Source organism: Psychrobacillus syltrankelensis, from assembly GCF_055454035.1.
This window is the reverse complement of the sequence record NZ_CM144227.1, coordinates 2,034,586-2,055,736: the sequence shown is the minus strand read 5'-3', so window position 1 is coordinate 2,055,736 and position 21,151 is coordinate 2,034,586. Positions and strand designations below refer to the sequence as shown.

Genomic DNA, 21,151 nt, shown 5'->3' with positions numbered 1-21,151 from the left:
ATACTTAAGTAATTAGTGAGGTGAGCGCAGTGGGAAGGGAAAGAAAGTTTACAGACGAGGAATTATTCAATGCAACCAAAGCAATGATTGTTAATGAAGGGTATGAATCTTTTACCTTCAGTCGTTTGGCTGCCATTCTAAATGTATCGAGAGGTAGCATATATAAATATTACGAAAATAAAGATGAATTAATTTCTGAGTTTTTAATGTACGAGATGAATCGTTTCCTAACTGAAATTAATGCACTCAATAAAGAAGGTGATTTTCAAACTCAATTTGATTTATTGATTGATTTCATTTTCCAACATAATAATATTCATCAAGTAATGGAGATAATAAATCAAATTCCATCCAACACGACAAAAAGAGTAGAAGGAAACAAATTGAAATTAGGCGAATACCATGTGGATATGTATAAGCAATTCCAAGGTTTAATCGATTTGGGTAGAGAAGAAAAAAAGATTAAAAGTCATTTACCTACAGCAATTATATTAGGAATGATATTTCAAACAATTGCTATACCCAACCATTTCGGTATTCCAAAGGAGGAATGGATTGCTTCTATAAAAGAAATATTATGTCATGGAATGTTCCAGATTGAGTAATTGACATAACTGTCACTTTTGAACATAATATAAGAGACAGTTATGTTTTTTTGTTCAAAGTGACAATAGTGTCACTTAAAAAATAAGGAGAGTGAATTATGCAGAAGATTATTCGCCTTGTAACAGATTTTGTAACTTCCAAAAAAGGAATGTGGATTACACTAGGGGTATGGGTAGCCATTACTATATTGTTAGCGCTGTTTGCACCTAGCGCAAGTGAATACAAAGTATCAGGTGTTGCTTCCTTACCAGCAGATGCCCAATCTGTCATTGCTCAACAGAAGATAGATGAACACTTTAAAGATGCAGAAAATATTCCAGGTATTCTCGTTCTTCAATCGGACAACAGAGAAATAAATACAGAACTCCTTGGTGAGGCTTTAGATAAAGTGAGAGATGCTAATATTCAGGGATTAAAAGAGATGATACCTTTTAGTAGTCTTCCACCGCAAGCTCTTGCTGGCTTTTTCTCAGAAGATAAAAAGACAGCCGTGATTCCGCTAAGTTTTGATCCTTCCTTAGATACAAAAGATCTAGAAGCAGGTATAGAGAAGGTAAAAACAATTGTCCAAGATCAAACAAAAATGACTATTTATATGACGGGTCCAGCGGGAATTGCTGTAGATACATTAAATTTATTTTCAAGAGCAGATATTGTATTGCTGTTATCTACAGTTGGAATTGTGTTGATTTTATTAATCGTAATTTATCGTTCTCCGCTATTAGCATTAATTCCGTTGTTAGCAACGGCATTTGTATATGAAGTAGTCAACCAAATTCTTGGTCTGTTTGGAAAAGGTGGATTAGAATTAGCGACTCAGTCTACATCCATCATGTCTATTTTATTATTTGCTGCAACTATTGATTATTCGTTATTTGTTTTTTCTCGATATCGGGAAGAACTGAAGAACTATGAAAGTAAATATGATGCAATGAAGTGGGCGATGCGTGAAACAGGAATACCTGTATTTTATGCAGGCGGAACCGTACTTGCAGCGATGCTCGTCCTGTTTTTTTCAAAGTTTGGTGATTATCGAAACTTTGCTCCAATATTCGGCACGACCATGTTTGTTGTTATGATTGCATCGATTACGTTAGTACCTGCATTGTTTACACTTTTCGGCAGAAAATCATTTTGGCCAAAAGTTCCGAAATTTGGAGATATAGAAATAAAAACAAATACGCTGTGGAGTAAAATTGGTACATTTGTTGTTAATAAACCTATTGTTGCAGCACTATCAATATTAGTCATTCTAGTACTATCTGCTTTCAATATGTTCAATATGAAATATGAATTTGATACAATCAAATCTTTCCCAAGCGACATGCCTTCTCGAGTAGGATATGAAGTCATTGAAGCGAAGTTTGAAAAAGGGGATTTAGCTCCAACGACGATTCTATTTGAATCAACGAATGAAATAACACCTGAGGAACAAGAGAATTTAATGGAAAAGCTTTCTAAACAAGCTTTAGTAAATAGAGTTCGTGTAGCAGGAATTTCAGAAGACGTTCATGCTATTCAATATCAATTAACTTTTGAAGAAAATCCTTATTCGGTTGAATCCATGAATGCATTAGAGAATATAGTTGAGAACGCGGAAAACATTATGCAAGAAAGTAATATAAAAGGAAAACTTTACTTTGCAGGTGAAACAGCGACGAAAGTGGATGATCGATCGGTAAATGATCGTGATTTAATCGTGATAGTTTTGTTGGAAACAATATTAATTTTTATTATGCTAATTTTTTTAACGAAGTCTCTTAAAATGCCAATATACATGATGGGAACGATTTTACTATCTTTCTTAGCAGCAGTTGGACTTGGCATGTTCTTAACTAATTTATTATTTGACATCGATACGATAAGTAATCGAGTACCACTGTATTCATTTGTTTTCTTAGTAGCACTTGGAATTGATTATAATATTATATTAATCTCTAGATTTTTGGAGGAGCGTAAAAAGCACACTGTAAAAGAAGCGGTTCAAATTGCGGTTGCTAATACGGGTGGGGTTATTTCGTCAGCAGGTATTTTACTTGCAGCAACCTTTGCAGTACTTATGACACAACCAATCCAATTACTGTTTGTGTTTGGATTCATCGTAGCGGTAGGGATTATCCTAGATACATTCTTAATTCGAGGGATACTACTACCTTCCTTAATCGTCCTATTTGAAAAAGATAAAAAGTAAGAAATAGCATGGTACCAGGGTAAAAACCCAGTACCATGCTATTTTGTTACAGAAGTGTTACGGGTGCCTGGCACCCGTAACTTATTTTAAGAGAATATATATGAATTGGAATGCGATGACCAGGGTAATTTCTGCTGCAGGCGGACGCTTGCAAGTGGGGCAAGCTTATCTATAGGACAAGCGGAACCAGAGAAAAAATAGGTAGTATATACCAATAAAGTAGCGAGTCGCGAACGAAATTGTATCTTCGTTCGCATTTAAAAGAGTAGGACAGGATATTATCTTTCATTATCTATACCGAACGCACCATGTCCTCACAAATTCCAAGAGAGCGACGGACAAACATTCGCCAAAAGATGACTGAAAATGAGATTTGGATGGGACGTAGTTACTTCCAAATCCTCAAAATCCACCGGTAATAGTGTAGCCAATGTTACGTCCAAAGTACTCTGGAATTAGAGAAGACAAGAAACACTTAAAGGACGCTTGCGCTATTCTTATGTGTAACTAGTTAAAGTTAAAAAAATATTTTATTTTGATAACTCAAAAAATATATAATATATGCCGATAATAAACTGTAGATATTTATTTGATGAGTTATTGTGGGGAATTTTTAGAGAGAAGGGTTAGTATGATGAGGAGAAAATCATTAAGTACAAAGATGTCATTAATACTTATTATTGTCATGTTATGTTTGTTTGTAGCAGTTTCCGCATTGTTTACTTTTAGCACACTTAGAACGGTTGAAGACTCAATTAGAAGTCAAGCGGTAACAACTGCAGATTATTTGGCTAGCAAAGTAGATGGAGATAATTATAAGAGGTTTATGGATGAACCAGTGGAAAGTGATACATATTGGGAGTTAAGAAATCAGTTTGTTAATGCATTGGATAGCACAGGTGTACTTTATCTATATACGTTAAAAGCAGATGCAAATTCGGTTGAAATAATGATCGATGGTTATCCAAAAGGAGCAGAAGGTGCAGCAACTATTGGACAAAAAACGACAGGAACAACATTTGAAGATGTGAGTTCCGTTTTAAAAGGTAATTCGGTTAGTACAAAAGTTATTAATGATCCTGAGTTTGGGAGATACTTATCTGCGTTTTCTCCAATTAGAGATAGTAAAGGAGATATTGTAGGAATTTTGGCGGTTGATATCGACGCTGAAAACGTCGCAGGAATTCAGAGCAATCTTCTTAAAACTACTATCCCGCTTGTTGCGGTAATATTTCTTGTCATTATTCTTGTTCTTACAACCATATTTTATATATATACAAAACGAACATTGGCTCCTCTGACTGTTGTGAGTGATGCTTTGGGAGACTTTGCAGAAGGGAAATGGAGTTTAGCTGCCAAAAAAGTTAGTGGAATTAAGTTTCGCTCAGAAAATGAAATATCTGCATTGGCAAAATCGTTTATTGCTTCTCATGAGCAATTGAGCTCGGTCATGAATGTGATGAATACTCATTCTTCACAAGTTTTATTATCATCAACTCAACTCTTTGAGACCATTGAAAAAACAATGGATACTAATCGTATAATTAATAAAAGTATGGCAGAATTGGCGGCAGGAAGTGCAAAGTCATTACATCATAGTGAAGAATCCGTTACTGCACTAGAACAGATGTCCATAGGAATTCAAAAAATTGCTGACTCTGGAAATGAAATGTCTAATACATCCAATGACGTAACCATCTTTATTAGAGATGGTCATGAAGAATCGAAGAAAGTCGTGGAGCAAATCAAAGATGTTCAAAAAATGGTCCATCAAACTGGAGGAAAAGTGGAGGAGCTAGGTAGCCAATCCAAACAAATTCAGGAAATAACAAATGTTATGACGGGCATAGCTGAACAAACCAATTTACTTGCACTAAATGCTGCAATTGAAGCAGCGCGTGCAGGTGAGTCAGGAAAAGGGTTTGCAGTAGTAGCAGATGAAGTAAAGAAATTAGCTGAACAATCCAGGAATTCAGCAGAAGAAATTAGAACACTTATTGATAACTTTGAACAGATTACTAATGATGTTAGTCATGTGATGATTGCAACATCTACCAAAGTTACAGAAGGAACAGAAGCAGTCCAAAAAATTGGAGAAATGCTTGAGCATGTTGTAAGTACAATTAGTCAAATAAATTTAGAGATTCAAGATACCTCTGCTATTACGGAAGAAATGTCAGCGGGTTCTGAGGAAATTCTTGCGGCATTTGAAAATATTAAAGGGTTTGCGAGTGATGCTACTAATCAAACAATGGAAGTAGCAAGCTCAACAGAAGATCAAACAATTGCAATGGGTTCATTGGAAGAAATGAGTGGCGACCTTCAAAAAGTAGCACACTCCTTAAGTGAATTAATTCATCGTTTTAAATAGGTATCCATCTTTTTATATAGTTAGCGTTAAAAAATAGTAGTTTAGACCAGCTAATGGTTTATTCTACTATTTTTTATGTTCATATTATTTATTTCTAAAAGTTCGGATACTGTTACAAATTTGTATCCTTGCTTTTTAAGTTCTGGAAGAATCTCTTCTAGTGCTTTAACTGTTTGTGAACGATCGCCGCCTGCATCATGAAATAATACGATATCACCTGGTTTAGCCCCAGATAATACTTTTGATACGATTTTTTTAACTCCTGGTGTTTTCCAATCTTCTGTATCTTGATGCCACGACCACATTATTACTTTGTATCCATTTTGTACTGCAGTATTAATAATGCGATCATTATATGTTCCCCCTACAGGGCGGTAATATAACGGATAAGTACCGGTAATATCGTGGATTATTTCATTAGTCTTTTTTAATTCCTCTTTGAGCTCTTCAGGTGTAATTTTATAAGGGTGGGTATAAGTGTGGTTAGCTAATTCGTGGCCGCCATGGCCTATTTGAAGAATGAGGTCTGGATAGGTTAATGCTCTCTCACCGATGACAAAGAACGTAGCTTTTGCCTCGTATTCTTCAAGTAAATCCAGTATTTGCCTAGTGTAGACGGAATGTGGCCCATCATCGAATGTAAGAGCAATGACTTTTTCCTCCGTTTTAATACCCCAAAGAACATATCCCTTCTTTTCGTAATAAGGTCTCCCTCTATCCATTGCAGAAGAAGCGTAGGCTATACAAAAAAATATGATAAGAAATACTCCAATTTTTATACTTAAAGACTTCATGAATGACTGATTCCCCCTGGCCTTACTATTTTGGCGGAAGGCTTTTTTTTACTTTTTAACTTAGAAGTTATTGTTCACTGATGAGCAATAAAATATACAAATACTATTTTTAAAAAAGTTTTTTTAAGGATAAAATTATTTTAAGCTCGTATCGTACTTATAGTTTTAAATGGAGTAATTATGTACCAAAAAATAAAGAACGCTCGGTATAGGGAATAATCACCTTACCAAGCGTTTTTTATTACAATAGTGTTACTGGTGCCAGGCACCAGTAACACTATTGTAATGTTTATGCGATTTTTTTATGGATTATTTTTTGGGGTTCGTTTAGAAGATTTTTTTGCGGTCCCTTTCGTCTTTTAGTAGCTCGACTGCTTCGCGGAATCGGAGGGAGTGAATATTTTCTCTTTCTCTTAAAAATCTTAATGCATCGTTTATACCAGGGTCATCTGAGATGTCTATTAACCATTGATAGGTTGCACGTGCTTTTTCTTCAGCTGCTATATCCTCGTAAAGATCGGCGATCGGATCTCCTTTTGACTGAATATATGTGGTGGTAAAAGGAACACCACTAGCATTTTCATAGAAGAGGGAATGACCATGGTTGACAAAATGGGCTCCTAAACCTGCTTTTTGTAATTGTTCTGGTGTAGCATCTTTTGTTAACTTATAAATCATTGTAGCGAGCATTTCTAGATGAGAGAATTCTTCTGTCGATATGTCTGTAAGAAGGCCAATTACTTTATCAGGAACAGTGTAGCGTTGATTCATATATCGTAGGGCAGCAGCTAGTTCTCCGTCCGCACCACCGTATTGTTCCATAATGTATCTCGCGAGCATCGGATTACAAGTGGTTACTTCTACCGGATAGAGCAGTTTTTTTTCATAAACCCACATTGCATTTCTCCTTTCTCATAGTTGCCATGGCCATGGCGATTGATTCCAGCGCCAGCCTACATCTATTGCTTGTTTGGAGGGGGCAGACATTAATGATAAAGGTCCAAATTTGCTTTCATAATGTTTTCGTACCCTTGCAGCCTCTTTTATTGCTTCTCTCCATTGTTCCAAAGCATCTAAATCATCTTGGTGAGTATCTGTGTATAAAGTTAACTCAACTACTACAAAGTCCATTTGTTGTACTTTTTTTAACAAGTCTAATCTTTCTTCATATGCATTCATGAAATTCCTTCCTCTCGGAAAAATCCATCCACAAATTGTGGCCAAAGAGAACCTTGCCATAGTGCTTCTTCAGGAGAATTTTGCGGTAGGCCTGGAGCTTGAAAATTTGTAAAGAGTTGAGGTGGTAAAACAAAAGGCTTCACTAGAATAGGTGGGCAAGGGTCCAATGGTGATACAAAAGGTTTATAACTTCCTCGATACAATGATGGATCCAATTGAAATCACTCCTTCAGACTATCCTATGAAGGATGGGCACAAATGAGACCAAGTGGACAGACTGGAATAATATAAATTGAAATAAAAAAATGTTAGCTGATAAATAAAGCCCAATACAATTCAAATGTATAATACAATCGCCTATTCCATTTCACAAATTTAAAGGTGGATGCATATATATTTTAGTGAGAGAAAAGGAGGGGTTTTACTGGAAAAAACATTTCAGGAATCCGCATTGTATGAACTTCATTTTTGGTTACAAGTGTTAGGAGATCACGGAAGATTTATTCATGATTCATTAGCTCCTAGTGAAACGGAAAAGATTGAAGCTGCAAGTTCTTTTACTAATCTTTTTGATCAATTATTAATGACTTCAAAACAGCCATTAAATACAGATGAACTTATCTTGCTAGTCCAGCGGGCAAAAATAGCAAGTGAAGAAATTCGTGTGTTTAAATTGTATCTTATAAAAGATCATTTAATTGGAGATATTAAAATATCCTTACCACCATCCTTTATCAGTCATATGGTGAACGAAGTGGAAGAGGCTATCCGAGTGTTTACCTACTTAGAGCAAGGGCAAGAAGTTCCAGTAATACACCCTTTACATCATGATTTGCTTTGGCTGCTAGATGCGGCGGGCCATGCGGGTGCTATTGATGCAGATTTAGACAGAGTAGAAAAAAAACTGAAAGACAAAGGACAGCAATTTATGAAAGACTGGGAAGATTTCTATTTAAAAGCAGTTGAACTAGCGGGTTTTTTACGTGCGAATGTAGAGAGATTTCCAGCATTAGATAAATTCCATGAAGATATTGAATTGGAAATGGTGATTTTTAAAGTATTTTTAAAGGAATTGGAAGAAATGAGAATTAAAAAGGAAGCGTTAGGGACCTTTACCCCTTTAATGGCTGATCATATGGCAAGAGAGGAAACGTATTATTTACAAAAAATAAGGTAAATGATTATAACCTTCAATTAAACCTTACTACAATTAATTCAGGTATTTAAAATATATTTTAAATGTGAAGCATAGTGGCTAGCTAATAATCATGAATACATCAAAGACGAAATGCGGAAGAGGTTACTAACTGGATGGACTTTGCAGCAAAACGCAAATGCACTTGATTTACTTAAAACCCGAAGTTGCAAATAAAGTAGCTGGTATTGTAGGATGCGGTAGCCTAGTTGGTACTAAAGCACATGAAAATCTACGTTTAATCTTCGGAGAGCTTTCGGTGGCGGACGTACGAACTGCTTTAACATTCTCCCTTATGACTGATTTTGAAAATATGAGCGTTTTCTAACCAGCTGAATATCATGCAGCAAATGCAAAGGCTATGCTTAAAGCTTGGGGCGGAGCATTAAAACAACAATCAGTTAATAAAATTTAAATATAATTATAAGAATATGCCAAGGTGAATTTTTGTTCATCTAGGCATTTTTTTGCATTGATTTTAGAGGGAGATGTTTTTCTTGAAGAAGGAAAATCAAGGTTAGAAGAAGAATTAGGTCAGTAAATGACCTGTCCAGAGAGGATAATTACTTAGTGGTGGATATATAATCGAACAGCGGTAGGACGTAGAAAAGGAATATTTGCAAATTATAATTGCTGATATAAACACATATGAAGTAAATGAAGCATTTGCAAAAGTACCGCTTGCCTGGGCTAAGAGAAATAGGAGCTGATCCGGAAAAGCTGAATCCAGATGGGGGAGCAATTGCACTTGGTCATCCACTGGGTGCAACCGGAAGGAAATTACTAGTTACGATGATGATTAGACTAGAACTTACAGGAGGTCGATATGGACTACTTGCTATATGTGAAGTAATGGGTATGGCGTGCGCTACTATAATTGAACGAATAGAATAGGAGTGATATACATTGGGAAGGTATAGATTTGAAACAGATGAGCATGAGATGTTTCGAGATTCGCTTCGGAAATTTCTTCAAAAAGAAGCAGTGCCATATTATCATACATGGGAAAAAGAAAGGATCATTCCTATTTCTTTTTGGAAGAAGCTTGCGGATATGGGATTCCTTTGTCCTCAGGTAGAAGAGAAGTATGGCGGTTTGGGTTTAGATTTTAGTTTTAATGTTATTATTTCTGAAGAATTAGAAAGAGTAGGTACTAGTTTAGTTGGGGTTAGCTTGCACAATGATATTGTCGTACCGTATATTGAATCGTTTTGCTCAAAAGAACAGAAGCATAGGTGGCTCCCAAATTGTGTGACTGGCCATACCATCACAGCAATTGCGATGACGGAACCAGGTACCGGTTCTGATTTAGCCAATATTAAAGCGACCGCTATCCGCGATGGTGATTATTATGTGGTGAATGGCCAAAAGACATTCATTACAAATGGTATTAATGGAAATCTATTTCTCGTTGTCGTAAAAACGGATTCGAGTATAAAACCAAAGCATAAAGGAATTAGTTTAATAATGGTTGAGGAAGGTACACCTGGTTTTACTAAGGGAAGAAAGCTCGACAAAGTTGGACTCCATGCTCAAGACACAGCAGAATTATATTTTGAAGATTGTCGTGTTCATGCTTCAAATTTAATAGGGGAAGAAGGACATGGCTTCGGTTATTTAATGGAAAAGTTGCAACAAGAAAGACTAGTTGTTGCTCTTGCAGCGCAAATTGCATCAGAGGATATGCTTGAAACAACAATAGAATATGCAAAATCTCGTAAAGCTTTTGGGAAGTCCATATCAACTTTTCAAAATACACAATTTAAAATTGCGGAAATGGCGACAAAAGTAGAGCTTGGAAAATCATTTCTTGAGTCACTTATTGAAGACCATCTTAGTGGGAAGGATGTTGTCACGAAAGTGTCGATGGCAAAGTATTGGCTGACAGAAACTGCTCGTGAAGTTTCCATAGAGTGTATGCAATTACATGGTGGATACGGTTATATGGAAGAGTACAAAATTGCCAGAAGATATAGAGACATTCCCGTCGCATCCATATATGCTGGAACAAATGAAATTATGAAAGTGATTATTGCGAAAAATTTAGGATTGTAAGTGAATAAATAGAGTAAGACCTCTTTTCGTTGTCTAAAAGACATGGAAAAGGGGTCTTTTTGTTACAAAATCGAAACTACGATTAATTTTTTGAATTTATATCGTATTATACGATATAATGAAAACATAAAGGAGAGTGCACTATGAATGAACAATTAATAGGTAAACTAAATCATTATTGGACAGATATTTATTTTAATTTACATTACCCACATGAGGATAAAATAACCCATCAAGCTGTACGAATACTTCAGCTTATTGAAAAAAAACAATACGTTGGAGTGAATGAAGTGGCTTCCTATTTACATATTTCACATAACACTGCATCGGAACATATGAAAAGATTATTGGCTAAAAAATATATCTTTAAAGAAAAGAATCCAGAGGACCAAAGAAAAGTGATTATATGTTTAACGGAATCGGGAAAAAACATATTACATAGGAATACGAGTCTAGATGAAAATAAACTGAAAACAGTGTTAGATCAATTATCAGATCAAGAAATAGTAATCGTAGAAAAGGCATTAGAATTATTAAGTGAGGGTGCGAAGAAATGTATGTATTAATGAAGATAGCAATTTCAGCTATTATTATAGGAATTGTGACAGAAGTTGCGAGAAGATTTCCGTCTTATGGTGGAGTTATTGCTGCACTTCCTTTAGTAAGTCTACTCAGTATTATATGGTTATTTGTCCAAGGAGAAAAAACGGTGGTGTTAAGCAAATTTGCATTAGGGGTACTTTGGGGATTTCCAGCTACAGCTGTAATGTTACTAGTCATTTATTTCGCATTACAAAATTCTGTTCATCTATTTGTATCGATTATATTAGGGACTTGTGGATGGTTAATTTTTTTATTTGCACAAGATTATGCGGTTACCTATGTTAGGAATTTCTTTTAGAGAAAAAAGTAAAGGCGGGCTCACGTCTATTTTAACTAGAGCCTACCTTTCTATGTGAGTGTTAGTTTCCATCGTGTTTCCATGTTGTTGGATTACCAGACTTAGGGCAATTAGGGAATAATGCTCCCGCTTCTAATTCTATTACATCTCCATCTTTATCCTTATATTTTCCGGATTCGGGTACCTTTTCGCCGGAATTATGATGATGTCCTTCTGCATGTTTCCAATAAGTAGCCACTTCCGATTCAGGACAAGAAGGGAATTTATCACCCTCATATAATTTTTTCGTAATTCCAGCTTCGCAAGTATATTCTCCATTTTCTTTTACTACATCGTCTGTTGAGTGTTCATACTGTCGATTTGTCATTATGTAGTCCTCCTTTGATTGTTACTCACTATCCTTATTTCCCCTTGAAGAACAAAACAAAACAAAACAAAACAAAACAAAACATTTAAAAAATTTAAAAGAAAATTTCAACACTAAAACACTTGATGATCGAAACTGACGAGAAGTAGTTCTATGTTAAATAAGTTTAATATTCAGAAAAATAGGATAATAGAAGTAATAAAATAAAATTTATAGATGGACAGGAGGTGAAAAAGTGAAGAAAGGTTTTATTGCATGTATAGTTAGTACTATTTTTTTGGTGGCGCTTCCTTTTCAAGTGAAGGGAGAAGAGAAGGATCGTAATCGGGGATTGTTAGGTGAGACTATTATTCAACTTGTTAGTGCAACAGAAGAAGTTGTTGATACTGTTAAAACGAATATAAATCAAACTATTCCCTCACAATCTAGTTTAAATCCTGTAACAGAAGTTGAAGAGCAAAATATTCCATTTATCGAGCACGTGGTTTCAGAAGTGAGCAATACAACGGATACCACCGTTAACAACTTAGTCAATGTAGTAGAGGAGTCAGTAGAAAACCTACCTAAAGTACCTATTGTAACTTCTGAATTGAAAGTAACTGTAAAAAGAGTGGGAAAAGTAACTACGGAGGTACAAAAAACAGTTAATACGGGAGGCAAAGCTGTAATTGATATAGCAGAAAAAGTAAAAGAGAAGAAACTAGACAATACTCTTTCTGAAGAAATAAATATCACGAAACTTCCTTTAACACCGACTCCAACGAAACAATCGAACAATGTATATTTAGTTGAATCAGAGCCTACTTTCTCACATATAAAGAATCCCGATGGGGAGAATAATAAGGCATCAAAAGTGACTGAAGCTCATTTTGAAAATACAGAATCACCTGAGATAGAGAGAAAACTGGAAAAGTTGACCAAGAAAAACGCAGTAAATTCAGAAGTTAATATTTCCAATGATGCGGTAAAGACCAATGAGATAATAAATACTTTCATAAAATTAGTAGAAGCAAAAAAAATGATAAATGTTGCTAATACAACATTTCCAGTAGGACCGGATCAAACGGCAGTAGTTACAAGTAGTGCAGTTACTCCTGGAAGTTCCAATGTAACATTAAGTGGAGTGTCTTTTCTTTTGGGAGGCGACATGCCGATTGTATTGTTGACTTCTCATGAAATGTTAAAAGAATTGGCAAGAAAGAAATGGTATCACAAAAATAGCTATGCAATTATCCAGTGGATTCATACACCACTGAGGAAACCACCAGAAGCACTCCTTTTTCATATGTGATTAAAATCATAAGAAAAAGGAGAGAAAATAATGAAAACTATTAGCAAAAATGTTACTTGTACCGTTCTTGGTTTTTTGACAATGCTATTTCTAGCACCATCTTTTGTAACGGCAGAAGGTAATGGTTCCCATCTTCCATTACAAATTGAAGTGAATCTATTGGATAATAATCCAGATAAGGCTGATATTGTGGACGTTGAAGTGAACAATTTACTTGGAATAGAAAGTATTAATATTAAAATTCCAAATGAAGGGGAAAAGAAGGAAGCACTAGTAACTGCATCTGTGATTGATGAAGAAATTGGTGATACGGAAGTAAGCGTACTTTCACAATCTGAAACTAAGACTGCAAGTGAAAAAGCGTTAGTTGATATGGTTACAGAAGATTCGTTAATAGTTGATGAAGTCAATGTAGATATGATGAACCAGCAAGAAACATTGACAGACACAGAAAAAATTAGTAAAGAAGCTGTTGTAGAAATCGAGCTTGAAAATTTAGCAATAGTCAAAGATGTAGAGATCGGAGTACTAAAACAGGAACAGGTTCAAGAAGGGACAACTTCTTCTCATGAGGACCAGGGAGTACATGCAAAAATCACTGATTTACCTGTTCTTGGTACTTTACATGTGGGAATTCTTGAAAGCGAAAAGAAAGAAGCAAATGAGGAATATGTTGATAATTCGAAACTCCTCACTATAGGACTTGAGAATGCATTTTCTACCAAGAATGCTATCTTAGACGGTTTGGAACTTAATGTTCTAGAGAACAACAATATGAAAAATGATGCTTTCGAAAAACATAAATCATCTGTTGTTGGTGCAGAACTAGCGGATCAAGTGTTAGGTAATACAGCTATAAATGTTTTATTGTCAGAATCCATTAAAGAAGGATATTTTACAAAATATGATAGCGGTGTTATCGAATTAGTAAGTAATGAATTACCGGTACTAAATGAAGTTCATCTTGGCATATTAGATCGTCACAGTCAGAGTAGTGAGAAGGCAAAATCCTTTTCGAAAGGTGTTCTCCAATTAGACGTTATTTCTGATGTAATAGGTAGGCTTGATGCGGATGTATTGACTAATAAAGGTTACACAGATAGCGGAGGTACTACTGAAAAAGACAAAACGATTTCTCTAGGACTAGATAATGTATTGGGGAGCGTGGGTATAAATATTCTTCCACGAGAATCATACTTAACCGCCCCACCAATAATAAACCCAAGTACTCCAAACAATGATCCCGATGAAAGCACGGATGAAACTTCAGAAGGAAATAACAATGAAGGGCCAGTGGCGGTTGATGACAATAAAGAAGGGAGCACCGAAGGGAATCAAGGAACAGATGATATGAATGACTCTACCAATGATGGAAAAACTGGAACTTTCGACGAAACTACTAACGAAGTAGGCGCTACGGAAGAAGAAAATAGTTTAGTTGGTTTCAGTGCTAACTCAAATGGTCTATCTGGAAATAATTCATTAAGTAATACTGGAATTTTCACCGGATCTTCATTACCGAAAACAGGTGGATTTCTCAATAGTATAATGCTGTTACTATTAGCGGTATGTCTACTTGTGGGTGGAGTAACTATACGTAAATTTGCGTAAAGGGGGCCTACTTAAATGAAAAAATACGTAGGCAATTCGCTGATTGGAATAGGGTTGCTCATTTTCTTTATCGTAAGTTATGGAGTAATAGGAAATGAGCAAAATCAAAAAGAATTAATGGACTCCTTTACATCCATTAAAACAGAAGCAGCTAGTGAAAAAATGTATGTCGGAGCAAACTCAGTCGAAGTGGAACAACTGAAAAAATCAAGCACTGAAGTTGTAGGTATCTTAAAGATTCCCTCTATCCAATTGGAATCACCAGTTCTAGAAGGTGCAACTCCTGAAAATTTAAATCGAGCATTAGGTATGATTGCAGGACTCGATGAACCAGGGAAACTAAATGGAAGTGCCGCTATCGCAGGCCATCAATCTCATATTTTCGGCCAATTTTTTAATCGGTTAAACGAGCTTCAAATAGGGGATCGCTTTGAATTGGAGAAAAGAACTACTACTTTGCAATTTGAAGTATTTAATATTCAAATAGTAAAACCAGAGAATGTAGATATTTTAGAAAGACAAAAGGGAATTTCTTTGCTCTCTTTAGTCACATGCTATCCAAAAAGGTCCAATAAGTTTCGTCTCGTCATACAAGCGAAAAAAGTGGAGAATTAATTGGAATTTTGGAAATCGAAAAGAAAAAGTGTGCACTCTTTCATGAGGAGCACACTTTTTATTGATATTAGTTTCGGGTAGGATAGAATTGGTCTCCGATGCAAAGTTTGGTCTCGCTCCATCATTTAACAACTTTTAATATATAACAATTCCAAAACTATTTATTGCTCTCATTGAAATACACTTATCCCTTAACATCATTCCTAATTTATGGCATATTATAGCCAATTTCTTTTCCATTAATAGATTTCAGAATGCTAATGCTGGCTTAGGAAAGTTTGTTTCTCTGCTATTGTAAGAGCTTGGTCGAAATCAGCAATCAAATCATCCACATTCTCTAATCCGACGGAGAATCGAAGTAGTCCATCAGTAATTCCCCGTTTTTCACGTTCTTTTTTCGGCATTGCTGCATGTGACATTTGGGCAGGGTGGGATAGGATGGATTCAACACCACCAAGACTTACAGCAAAAACAGGTATTTTTACGCTTTCTACAAATGCTTTGGCAACTGCCCGATTAGGTAATCGGAACGAAAGAACAGCTCCGGGGCTTTTCGCTTGCTTCACATGAATTTCGCAACCAGGATGTGTAGATAAACCGGGATAAAAAACTTCTTCTACTAAGGAATGTTGCGTTAAATAGGTAGCAATTTTCTGTGCAGATTCTGAGGATTTTTCAAGTCGTACGCCTAACGTTTTGATACCTTGAATTAATGAAAAGGAATCTTGAGCACCTAAAACTGCTCCGAACGAGTTTTGAATGTAGGCTAATCGTTTTCCTAGTTCTTCATCTTTCGTTACAGCAAGACCTGCGATAATATCACTATGTCCTGATAAAAACTTGGTAGCACTATGTAGTACTACATCTACACCAATATTAAGTGGACGTTGATAAAGTGGAGTCATGAAAGTGTTGTCCAAAAAAGTAAGACAATCATTCGCTTTAGCAAGCGCTACAATGCTGGCGATATCAGTAATTCCAAGACATGGATTTGATGGTGTTTCAATATAAATCAATTTAGTATTTGAACGAATGGCATTTGAAACGGATTTTACATCTGTAAAATCAGCAAAAGTATGTTCAATTCCAAAACGGGGCAATACTTCTGTTACAAATCGAAAAGTTCCATCATATACATCTTCTGTAATGACAATATGATCACCTGATGATAAAAGCATGAAAGCAGAAGAAATTGCTGCAATGCCGGAAGCAAATGCTAATCCGCGAGTTCCGTCTTCAAGTTCTGCAATAGTTCGTTCTAAAGCATCTCTTGTTGGATTACCAGAACGGCTATAATCATATGGTCCAAATTCGTCAAAATTTCCTTGATGGAAAGTAGAAGATAAGTAAATAGGAACATTGACTGCACCAATTTTACTCGCTGACCAACCTCTCGTGGAAGCTGTTATTAAACTAGTCTCTAGCTGTTCGTTAGAATAGATCATTATTCACTCACATCACTTTCTAGTTCATTAAATACTTGTCTCAAGTCTGCAATTAAGTCCTCGACTTCTTCAACACCAACTGAGAAACGTAAAAGGCTATTATCTACACCACGGGCTATGCGCTCTTCTTCCGGTATATCTGCATGCGTTTGAGTAGAGGGATATGTAATGAAACTTTCCACTCCACCAAGACTTTCTGCGAAAACAATTAATTGGAGTTTTTCAAGGAAAGGCCCTACCCACTCGCTTTTTTGTAATCGAAATGAAAGCATACCGCCTTTTCCGGGATATAATACATTCTTTACTGCAGATTCGTTTTGCAAAAATTCTACTATCTTTTTCGCATTTATATCGTGCTGGTTCATTCGTAAATGAAGTGTCTTTAATCCTCTGATTAGTAGCCATGAATCGAATGGGGAAAGCACTGCGCCAGATGCATTATGATTTGCATATAATTTTTCACTTAATTCTGTCCCTTTTGCTATAACAAGACCAGCAAGCACGTCATTATGACCTCCAATATATTTGGTTCCACTATGAATGACGATATGTGCACCAAGCTCAATAGGGCGTTGAAAGTAAGGAGTTAAAAAAGTATTATCCACAATTAATAGTAATCGATGCTCTTTAGCTAATTCCGCATATTTCTGAATATCGATCTCCTGCATTAAAGGATTTGTCGGTGTTTCAATAAAGATTGCTTTTGTGTTCTTGGTAATAAGTGATTTTACTTCATCTACGGATGAAAATTTCGCATATGTAGTATGAATATTGTAAGAAACTGAGTACTGATTAAATAGTCGGTACGTTCCCCCGTAAAGGTCTTCTGGAGCAATCAATTCGTCACCAGATCGGAAAAGAGATAATACTAATTGAATTGCAGCCATACCAGAGCTACAGGCAAAACCTGCATCTCCACTTTCTAATTTAGCGATACCTTCTTCTAAAATAGCGCGGGTAGGATTTTTAGTACGAGTGTAATCATATCCTGTTGATTGGCCAATACCACCATGGATGTAAGCAGTTGACAAATAAATTGGCGGGTTAACGGCACCTGTTATCGAATCGCTGTGGTTTCCTAATTGAGCTAATTGGGTTTCTAAACTATTTTTTGACATACAGATTCATCCTCTTCTATTAAAATAATTACGCAAGCGTACAGGGACTGAAACTTCCCAAATAAAAAGAGGATTCTCTAATAAGAAGAGAATCCTCAAAAAAATACTGAAGTTAGTCTTCTTATCTTCAAGACGATGACCGTCTTTTGGAATTAGCACCACACCACTTTTGGCTGGTTGCTGAGACATCCTCGGGCCAATCCCTCCGTCTCTCTTGATAAGAAATAAAATATTAAATTTTCTAAATGTTAAATTTAAAATAGTTTATCACGGGATGGATAATAACACAAGGTGACAAATTAATAAGTATTTTTGTTCAAAGTATTAACTCATTCTGTGAGCAAAATAGAAAAGGACGGAAAGGGGATAAGTCAAGATAGATGGTTGTCCTTTGGTAAGGCTTGAAATATAAAAAAAGGCATGTGCGGTAAATGTCCCGAACATGCCGCGGATTTATTAGTCAACATTTAGCTAATGGAGCATCGGAAGGAAGAATGCAATTGCTCCAAGTACTATAGAAATCCAAGCAAGGAATTTTTGTGGGGAAGTTAAACCAACTAATCCTAAGACAACCGCACCAGCACCAAGTATCATAGGATAATAAAAGAACCCCACAATTGCTAATACAATTCCAATCCAACCAATCCACATACCTAAAGAAGCTTTCATTACTAACACCTCCTTTCCTATACTTAAGAACAATATTTTCATAGAAAAATGTTCTTCCACTAGTATATGAAGAGGAGGTCGATTCTTTATAAACAATTTGCGGAATAAAGTAGAATAAAAGAGTTTTTTACAGAAAACAAAAAAAATTAAGACCATGAACAGATTTGCTGAGTAATATATCTCAAGACTATCCAAGGCACTCCGGAAATGATTGAAAATAGGTTTTGTACTTAAAGGACGTTTGGGCTTTTCTTAAGAAGTAAATAAAAAGTGGCACTAAACAACTATTTATTTTCCTCCTAAAAGGTCAAATAATCCACCAGCGATACTTCCTTCATCCTTTGAGCCTCTACCTAGTGTTTGAGGAGCAGCTGCAAAAACACGGCTCGCTAAGCGGCTAAATGGTAACGATTGAATCCATACAGTACCTGGTCCACGAAGAGTAGCGAAAAACAAACCTTCTCCTCCAAAAAGAGCAGTTTTCACTCCTTTTACCATTTCGATATTGTAATTTACGTCAGAAGTCATCGCTACTAAACAACCAGTGTCTACCCTTAAAACTTCACCAGGCTGTAGTTCTTTTTTATGAATAGTTCCCCCCGCATGAATAAAAGCAAGACCGTCGCCTTCAAGTTTTTGCATGATAAATCCTTCTCCACCAAAAAAACCAGTACCTAACTTACGTTGAAATTCGATTCCAACAGAAACACCTTTTGCTGCAGCTAAAAAAGCTTCTTTTTGACAAATAACCTTACCGCGATATTCACTTAAATCTATAGGAATTATTTTTCCGGGATAAGGAGAGGCAAAATAAGCATGTTTTTTTCCATTACCGGCATTCGTAAATGTAGTCATAAATAAACTTTCGCCTGTTAACATACGTTTGCCTGCACCCATTAATTTTCCCATTAGTCCAGTATCAAATGAACTTGAGCCGTCACCAAAAATGGCTTCCATAGTAATGTCATCTTCCATCATCATTAAGCTACCTGCTTCAGCAACTACAGTTTCTCCTGGGTCTAATTCAATCTCTACAAACTGCATATCATCTCCATGTAATTTGAAATCAATTTCATGATTATTCATGTATATTTTCCTCCCTAATTAATATTTATTTAATAATACGAGAAAAGTAATAAAAAGTTTCAAATTGAAAATTCAAATTTTTCTATTTTTAAAAAGGGTTTTATTAAATAAATAGAGAATGTAGTTAAAAAGGAAGCATTTTCACCTATATAGAAAAGAGGTAGGGAAATGAAGTTAACTAATTTTATCGATGGTAATTGGCAAGAAGTTGGGGAAGTAAATTACACAGCTGTTGTAAATCCTGCAAATGGTCAACATTTGGCGGAAGTTCGGATGTCAACTAAAAACGATGTAGATCAAGCGGTTGCTGCTGCAGTGAAAGCGCAAAAGAAATGGGCACTAGTACCGGCACCAAAACGGGCAGATTACTTATATGAAATTGGTAGATTGATGAAAGAAAAGAAGGAACACTTAGCGCAAGTGTTAACAAAAGAAATGGGTAAAGTCATTGAAGAAGGCCGTGGAGAGGTGCAAGAAGGAATTGACATGGCATTTTACATGGCAGGAGAAGGACGTCGTTTATTCGGAGAAACAACACCTTCAGAGCTTGCCGATAAATTTGCAATGAGTGTTCGTGCACCTATTGGAGTGGTTGGTTTAATCACTCCTTGGAATTTTCCTGTTGCGATTGCTACATGGAAGTCATTCCCGGCTATAGTTGCAGGAAATACATTCATTTGGAAGCCGGCAACTGAAACACCAATGATGGCATATGAAATGGCGAAAATCTTTCAAGAAGCAGGATTGCCAGCTGGGGTTGCAAACGTTGTATTTGGCTCTGGTTCCGATGTTGGAACAGCTATGATAGAGCATCCCGACGTAAAAGTTATTTCTTTCACCGGTTCAACAGAAACAGGTCGTAAAGTTGCGGAGCTTGGCGGTCGACATCTAAAGAAGGTATCTCTTGAAATGGGTGGGAAAAATGCTGTGATTGTAATGGACGATGCAGATTTGTCTCTTGCAGTTGAAGGGATTTTATGGAGTGCATTTGGAACAGCTGGTCAGCGTTGTACCGCATGTAGTCGTGTAATCGTGCATAAAGATGTAAAGAAAGAGTTAGAGAATTTACTTCTAACTCAAATGGAACAACTAACAATTGGAGATGGTCTGGACGAAACGGTAAAGATAGGTCCAGTAATTAATAAAAATGCATTAGAAAAAATTCATTCTTACACAAAGATTGGGCAAGATGAAGGAGCAAAATTACTTGTTGGTGGAGAAATATTAGAGGAAGGGAAGCTTGCAGAAGGGAATTATTATGCTCCAACTCTATTTACAGATGTAACGCCAAATATGCGTATAGCACAGGAAGAGATTTTTGGGCCAGTAGTTTCACTAATAGAGGTAAGTTCTCTAGAGGAAGCAATAGAGGTGAATAACGGTGTGAAATTCGGTCTTTCAAGTTCTATTTTTTCAAGGGACGTAAATAAAATTTTCCGAGCTCAAAGGGATTTGGACACAGGAATTGTTTATGTTAATGCAGGTACAACAGGAGCAGAAATTCATTTACCTTTCGGAGGGACGAAAGGGACTGGAAATGGACACCGTGATAGTGGAGTAGCAGCTCTAGATGTATATACCGAGTGGAAGAGCATTTATGTAGACTTCAGTGGAAAACTGCAACGTGCACAAATAGACACAGAATAATAGGGGGATG

At 36.1% G+C, this 21,151-nt stretch carries 20 protein-coding genes, 2 pseudogenes and 1 riboswitch; of the genes and pseudogenes, 13 read left to right on the top strand and 9 right to left on the bottom strand.

The genetic code is table 11. From position 1 onward, the window contains the following. Window positions 1-29 precede the first annotated feature (29 nt). The 3 genes from ACTSKG_RS09905 to ACTSKG_RS09895 all read left to right on the top strand — a co-directional run bounded on the left by ACTSKG_RS09905 (window position 30) and on the right by ACTSKG_RS09895 (window position 5,168). Window positions 30-605: a TetR/AcrR family transcriptional regulator gene (locus ACTSKG_RS09905; protein WP_464754451.1), complete on the top strand. Its 576-nt coding sequence runs from the start codon at window positions 30-32 to the stop codon at window positions 603-605. A 98-nt stretch (window positions 606-703) separates the two neighbouring features. Further along, on the top strand, window positions 704-2,797 hold the full coding sequence (locus ACTSKG_RS09900; RefSeq protein ID WP_464754449.1) for an MMPL family transporter: 2,094 nt from the start codon (window positions 704-706) through the stop codon (window positions 2,795-2,797). A 631-nt stretch (window positions 2,798-3,428) separates the two neighbouring features. After that, window positions 3,429-5,168, top strand: coding sequence for a methyl-accepting chemotaxis protein (locus ACTSKG_RS09895; RefSeq protein ID WP_464754447.1), 1,740 nt, complete (start codon window positions 3,429-3,431; stop codon window positions 5,166-5,168). 50 nt (window positions 5,169-5,218) lie between these two features. Here ACTSKG_RS09895 and ACTSKG_RS09890 read toward each other — a convergent pair whose 3' ends face one another. From ACTSKG_RS09890 to ACTSKG_RS09875, 4 genes are all read right to left on the bottom strand, one after another. Next, entirely contained in the window at window positions 5,219-5,962 is a 744-nt protein-coding gene (locus tag ACTSKG_RS09890) for a polysaccharide deacetylase family protein (RefSeq protein WP_464754445.1), read from the bottom strand. Window positions 5,963-6,289: 327 nt separating this feature from the next. Beyond that, window positions 6,290-6,859, bottom strand: a complete 570-nt coding sequence (locus ACTSKG_RS09885; protein WP_464754444.1) for a manganese catalase family protein — start codon at window positions 6,857-6,859, stop codon at window positions 6,290-6,292. 15 nt (window positions 6,860-6,874) lie between these two features. After that, a complete protein-coding gene (locus ACTSKG_RS09880) occupies window positions 6,875-7,141 on the bottom strand; it encodes a spore coat protein CotJB (RefSeq protein ID WP_464754442.1) in 267 nt (88 codons plus the stop codon). Further along, window positions 7,138-7,356, bottom strand: coding sequence for a spore coat associated protein CotJA (locus ACTSKG_RS09875; protein ID WP_464754440.1), 219 nt, complete (start codon window positions 7,354-7,356; stop codon window positions 7,138-7,140). The genes ACTSKG_RS09880 and ACTSKG_RS09875 overlap by 4 nt, the downstream gene beginning before the upstream one ends. A gap of 170 nt (window positions 7,357-7,526) precedes the next feature. On the opposite strand from ACTSKG_RS09875, the gene ACTSKG_RS09870 reads away from it, so the two are divergent. The 6 genes and pseudogenes from ACTSKG_RS09870 to ACTSKG_RS09845 all read left to right on the top strand — a co-directional run bounded on the left by ACTSKG_RS09870 (window position 7,527) and on the right by ACTSKG_RS09845 (window position 11,292). Continuing rightward, window positions 7,527-8,318, top strand: coding sequence for a DUF2935 domain-containing protein (locus ACTSKG_RS09870; RefSeq protein WP_464754438.1), 792 nt, complete (start codon window positions 7,527-7,529; stop codon window positions 8,316-8,318). Between the two features lie 163 nt (window positions 8,319-8,481). Beyond that, window positions 8,482-8,751 (top strand): annotated as a pseudogene (locus tag ACTSKG_RS09865) (NADPH-dependent oxidoreductase); the annotation flags it as partial. A 214-nt stretch (window positions 8,752-8,965) separates the two neighbouring features. Next, window positions 8,966-9,230: pseudogene (locus ACTSKG_RS09860) on the top strand (steroid 3-ketoacyl-CoA thiolase); the annotation flags it as partial. A 12-nt stretch (window positions 9,231-9,242) separates the two neighbouring features. Further along, window positions 9,243-10,391, top strand: a complete 1,149-nt coding sequence (locus tag ACTSKG_RS09855) for an acyl-CoA dehydrogenase family protein (RefSeq protein ID WP_464754436.1) — start codon at window positions 9,243-9,245, stop codon at window positions 10,389-10,391. A 143-nt stretch (window positions 10,392-10,534) separates the two neighbouring features. Next, complete coding sequence (locus ACTSKG_RS09850; RefSeq protein ID WP_464754433.1) at window positions 10,535-10,957, top strand: MarR family winged helix-turn-helix transcriptional regulator; 423 nt, start codon at window positions 10,535-10,537, stop codon at window positions 10,955-10,957. Then, complete coding sequence (locus ACTSKG_RS09845; RefSeq protein WP_464754431.1) at window positions 10,945-11,292, top strand: DUF3147 family protein; 348 nt, start codon at window positions 10,945-10,947, stop codon at window positions 11,290-11,292. Before ACTSKG_RS09850 ends, ACTSKG_RS09845 begins: the two co-directional genes overlap by 13 nt. A gap of 61 nt (window positions 11,293-11,353) precedes the next feature. On the opposite strand, the gene ACTSKG_RS09840 is transcribed toward ACTSKG_RS09845, so the two are convergent. Continuing rightward, a complete protein-coding gene (locus ACTSKG_RS09840) occupies window positions 11,354-11,659 on the bottom strand; it encodes a hypothetical protein (protein ID WP_464754430.1) in 306 nt (101 codons plus the stop codon). Between the two features lie 235 nt (window positions 11,660-11,894). On the opposite strand from ACTSKG_RS09840, the gene ACTSKG_RS09835 reads away from it, so the two are divergent. Genes ACTSKG_RS09835 through ACTSKG_RS09825 form a run of 3 tightly spaced genes read left to right on the top strand, consistent with a single transcriptional unit; the run spans window position 11,895 to window position 15,176 of the window. Then, a complete protein-coding gene (locus ACTSKG_RS09835; protein ID WP_464754428.1) occupies window positions 11,895-12,950 on the top strand; it encodes a hypothetical protein in 1,056 nt (351 codons plus the stop codon). 30 nt (window positions 12,951-12,980) lie between these two features. Then, on the top strand, window positions 12,981-14,561 hold the full coding sequence (locus tag ACTSKG_RS09830) for a hypothetical protein (RefSeq protein ID WP_464754426.1): 1,581 nt from the start codon (window positions 12,981-12,983) through the stop codon (window positions 14,559-14,561). A gap of 15 nt (window positions 14,562-14,576) precedes the next feature. Next, window positions 14,577-15,176, top strand: a complete 600-nt coding sequence (locus ACTSKG_RS09825; protein ID WP_464754425.1) for a class D sortase — start codon at window positions 14,577-14,579, stop codon at window positions 15,174-15,176. A gap of 257 nt (window positions 15,177-15,433) precedes the next feature. Here ACTSKG_RS09825 and metC read toward each other — a convergent pair whose 3' ends face one another. From metC to ACTSKG_RS09805, 4 genes are all read right to left on the bottom strand, one after another. After that, entirely contained in the window at window positions 15,434-16,621 is a 1,188-nt protein-coding gene (gene metC, locus ACTSKG_RS09820) for a cystathionine beta-lyase (RefSeq protein ID WP_464754424.1), read from the bottom strand. Next, window positions 16,621-17,739, bottom strand: a complete 1,119-nt coding sequence (locus ACTSKG_RS09815) for a methionine biosynthesis PLP-dependent protein (protein WP_464754423.1) — start codon at window positions 17,737-17,739, stop codon at window positions 16,621-16,623. Before ACTSKG_RS09815 ends, metC begins: the two co-directional genes overlap by 1 nt. Window positions 17,740-17,857: 118 nt before the next feature. Continuing rightward, a riboswitch (SAM riboswitch) is annotated at window positions 17,858-17,963 on the bottom strand. A 247-nt stretch (window positions 17,964-18,210) separates the two neighbouring features. Then, entirely contained in the window at window positions 18,211-18,408 is a 198-nt protein-coding gene (locus ACTSKG_RS09810) for a hypothetical protein (RefSeq protein WP_464754422.1), read from the bottom strand. A 288-nt stretch (window positions 18,409-18,696) separates the two neighbouring features. Beyond that, window positions 18,697-19,494: a TIGR00266 family protein gene (locus ACTSKG_RS09805; protein WP_464754421.1), complete on the bottom strand. Its 798-nt coding sequence runs from the start codon at window positions 19,492-19,494 to the stop codon at window positions 18,697-18,699. Between the two features lie 168 nt (window positions 19,495-19,662). Between ACTSKG_RS09805 and ACTSKG_RS09800 the strand changes: the two genes are divergently transcribed. After that, complete coding sequence (locus ACTSKG_RS09800) at window positions 19,663-21,141, top strand: aldehyde dehydrogenase family protein (protein ID WP_464754420.1); 1,479 nt, start codon at window positions 19,663-19,665, stop codon at window positions 21,139-21,141. Window positions 21,142-21,151 lie beyond the last annotated feature (10 nt).